The sequence below is a fragment of the Mesorhizobium sp. M2A.F.Ca.ET.039.01.1.1 genome (genome assembly GCF_003998035.1).
GTDB lineage: Bacteria > Pseudomonadota > Alphaproteobacteria > Rhizobiales > Rhizobiaceae > Mesorhizobium.
On record NZ_RZRY01000678.1, the window covers coordinates 1 to 3,313 of the forward strand.

3 protein-coding genes and 1 pseudogene are annotated in these 3,313 nt (G+C 65.4%); 2 read left to right on the top strand and 2 right to left on the bottom strand.

Translation table 11 applies throughout. The features are described from left to right. Positions 1 to 185, bottom strand: a pseudogene (locus EOA24_RS31675) (MFS transporter); the annotation flags it as partial. A gap of 111 nt (positions 186 to 296) precedes the next feature. Between EOA24_RS31675 and EOA24_RS31680 the strand changes: the two are divergent. After that, on the top strand, positions 297 to 1,298 hold the full coding sequence (locus EOA24_RS31680) for an ornithine cyclodeaminase family protein (protein WP_126081896.1): 1,002 nt from the start codon (positions 297 to 299) through the stop codon (positions 1,296 to 1,298). Continuing rightward, complete coding sequence (gene hutH, locus EOA24_RS31685) at positions 1,295 to 2,776, top strand: histidine ammonia-lyase (RefSeq protein WP_126081895.1); 1,482 nt, start codon at positions 1,295 to 1,297, stop codon at positions 2,774 to 2,776. The genes EOA24_RS31680 and hutH overlap by 4 nt, the downstream gene beginning before the upstream one ends. 86 nt (positions 2,777 to 2,862) lie before the next feature. Here the strand turns inward: hutH and EOA24_RS31690 are convergent. Then, on the bottom strand, positions 2,863 to 3,313 hold a 451-nt coding region (locus tag EOA24_RS31690; protein WP_189354393.1), incomplete at its 5' end, for a 3-methyl-2-oxobutanoate hydroxymethyltransferase.

The following is a 3,313-nucleotide window of genomic DNA, read 5'->3' on the forward strand; positions in this document are numbered from 1 at the left end:
CCGATGCCCATCGCCCCCGCCGGCACGCCGAAGGAATGGCCCATCTGCGGCAGCGACGTCGAGATGATCGTCGAATCGAGCAGCTGCATGAAGAAGGCGACCGCCACGATCAGCGCGACACGACGCGCCTGGCCTGCGGAATCTCCGGACGGGGACACGGCTGCGTTGTCGGGGATGCTGGTCATGACGCGCTGGTTGAACAGCATAAGCCCCGTCCAGTCCAGAGCTTATCCAACAAACTTTCGTGTCGCCTCTCCGCCTGTTATGGAAGAGCGCGGGCCGGCCGAGGGAAACGCATGAAGCCTATCTACATCGACTACCTCAACGCTCTCGACATCGAAGCGCTTGCCATGACCGACGCCGAGATCATTGGCGCCGTCGAGGCCGGGCTCGTCGCGCAGGGCAAGGGCCAGATCGTTATCGAGCCGCGCGTCCATCTCGAGCCGGATCCCTCCTTCCACGGCCACTTCAACGTGCTGCGCGGCTATGTGGCGCCGCTCGACGCCGCCGGCGTGAAGATCGTCGGCGACTATGTCGACAATTACATGCACGGCCTGCCGTCGGAATTCGGCATCCTCAATCTTTTCGATCCGCGCACCGGTACGCCGCGCGCCATCCTCGACGCCACCGTCATCACCGACATGCGCACGGGCGCGGTCACCGCCATCGGCGCCAAGCATCTGGCGAAGAAGTCGTCCAAGGTGCTCGCCCATGTCGGCGCGCGCGGCACCGCCTATTGGAACGTACGGCTGCTCGACCACCTCTTCGACTTCGACGAGATCCGCGTCCATTCGCGCCGGCCCGAAAGCCGTGACGCCTTCGCCGCGAAGCTCGCCGCCGACCTCGGCAAGCCGGTGCTGGCGGTGGCCAACTGGAAAAGCTGCGTCGAAGGCGCCGACATCGTCGTCGAGGCCTCGCGGCTGCCGGAGCCGCAGCCGCTGCTCAAGACCGAATGGATCAAGCGCGGCGCGCTGGTCGTGCCCTATGGCACGATGAGCGCGGTCGAGCTGTCGCTGACCGACATCATGCAGAAGATCGTCGTCGACGACTGGGGCCAGTGCAAGGGCGGCAAGTTCGGCTCGTTGCGCGCCCATGTCGAGACGGGACGGCTGAGCGAGGCGACTTTGCACGCCGAACTCGGCCAGATCGCGGCCGGCCTGAAGCCGGGCCGGCAAAGCGATGGCGAGACGATCCTGTTCTGGCATCGCGGCCTCTCGCTCTCCGACATCGCGCTCGGCAAAGCGATGCTCGCCAAGGCCGGCGAAAACGGCATCGGCCAGAGGCTGCGCTTCGCATGAGCCCGCTCGTTCTCACCGGCGCCGGCGTCAGCATCGAGGATGTTGCCGCCGTCGCGCGCAATTCCGACAAGGTCGAAGTCACGCCGCTGGTCATCGAGAAGCTCGGCAAGGCGCGGAAAGTCCTCGACGAGGCCGCGGCCGGCGGGCAGCAGATCTATGGTCTGAACACCGGGCTCGGCGCCAATCTCGGCACAGCGGTGGAAGGTGATGCCAGTGCCTTCCAGCGTCAGCTTCTCGACGGGCGTGGCGCCGCAGTCGGGGAAGCTTTGCCGATACAGACCGTGCGAGCGGTGATGTTTGCTCGCATCGCCATGCTTTCGGCCGGTGGCTCCGGTCTCTCGCAGCATGTATTCACGGCACTCGTCGAAGCCCTCAATGCCGGCGTCCATCCGGTCATGCCGTCGCTGGGCTCGATCGGCGCCGGTGACCTGGTGATGATGACGGCGATCGCGCACACGCTGATCGGTGAAGGCGACGCCAACTACCAGAGCCGTCGCATGCCCTCTGCCAAGGCGCTGATGATGGCGCGTCTGGCGCCGGTCAGTCTGGCGCCGAAGGACGGTCTATCGCTGATCAATGCCTCGGCGGTCTCGGCTGGCGCCGGCGCGCTGGCGCTTGTCGACGTCCTGTCGGCGATGGAACAGCAGCAACAGGCCGGCGCGCTGACCATGGAGGCGCTCGGCGCGAACCGCACCATTCTGGACCCGCGCCTGCATGTGGCCCGCCCTGCGGCATGCCAGGCGCTGGCCGCAAAGACGCTGCGCGAGCTGCTCGCGCGCGACCATGAACCGGCGCCGACCACCATTCAGGATCCGCTCTCGATCCGCTGTATGCCCTCGATTCACGGCGCGCTGATCCAGGCGATCGATCACGCCAGGCTGGCGGTCGAGATCGAGTTGAACGCGGCCGCCGACAACCCGCTGGTGCTTGCGGAGGACGCGCTCGTGCTGTCGACCGGCAATTTCCATACCTCGTCGCTGGCGCTCGCTTTCGAGACGCTTGGCCTAGCGATTGCGCAATGCGCGGCAGCCTGCGCCGCCCGTTTCATCCAGCTCACCGGCTCCAGCCGCCACGGCCTGCCAAAATATCTGTCGCCGATCGGCGGCGCATCAGCCGGCTTCGTGCCGTTGCAGAAAACGGTCACGGCAATCCTCGCCGGCATCCGCCAGAAGGCCAATCCAGCAATGCTCGACTTCCTGCCGGTGTCAGAGGGCGTCGAGGATCACGCCACCCAGACACCGCTCACCATCGCCAAATGTGCCGAGATGATCGTGCTGTGGCGGCGTCTGATCGCCTTGGAGCTGATGGCGGCGGCCCAGGCCGTGGATCTGCGCGAAGGGTTTGTGCTGGCGCCGGCAACCGGAGTGATCCACGCAGCGGTCCGCTCTCATGTCGCGACGCTCAAGGAAGACCGGTCGCTGGGGACCAGTGCCAACACACTCTACGCTGCGCTCGCCGACGGAACGTGGCGAGCCTAAAGCATGTCTCCCGACAAGTGCGCCCGGTTTCGCGATAAAGACATGCTTAGAATTGGAAACTTAAAGCAGCACCTATCGCCGCCCGTTCAGGGTTTTGCCTCAACCTTCTTCATGAAAAGGGTGAGCTCGTCCGGATCCATATGCACGATGTGCCTGTCTTCCGGATAGGCGCCGCTGTTGACGTCGGCGACATATTCGGAAAACGCCGCGATGCGCTCCTGCTGCAGCCGGTCATATTCGGCGGCGAAGTTGCGATAGACTTTCGAGTGGCGCGGCATGTGACCGCGATTGGCGCCGAGGATATCCTCGGCAAACAGATATTGCGCGTCGCAGCCGGTGCCCGCGCCCATCGACAGCATGATCAGCGAAGTACGCTCGGAGATCGCCCTCGCCACCTCCACCGGCACGACCTCGATCTCGGCGCCGATGGCGCCGGCGGCTTCCAGCTGCTTCACCGCCTCGAACACCTGCATGGCCGTATCGGCGGTCTTGCCGACAGCCTTGAAGCCGCCGGTCCAGGTCGCGCGGGAGGGAATG

Coding starts and splice junctions, on each gene's coding strand:
- EOA24_RS31680 (WP_126081896.1), top strand. CDS start 297: ATGAAGCCTATCTACATCGACTACCTCAACGCTCTCGACATCGAAGCG.
- hutH (WP_126081895.1), top strand. CDS start 1,295: ATGAGCCCGCTCGTTCTCACCGGCGCCGGCGTCAGCATCGAGGATGTT.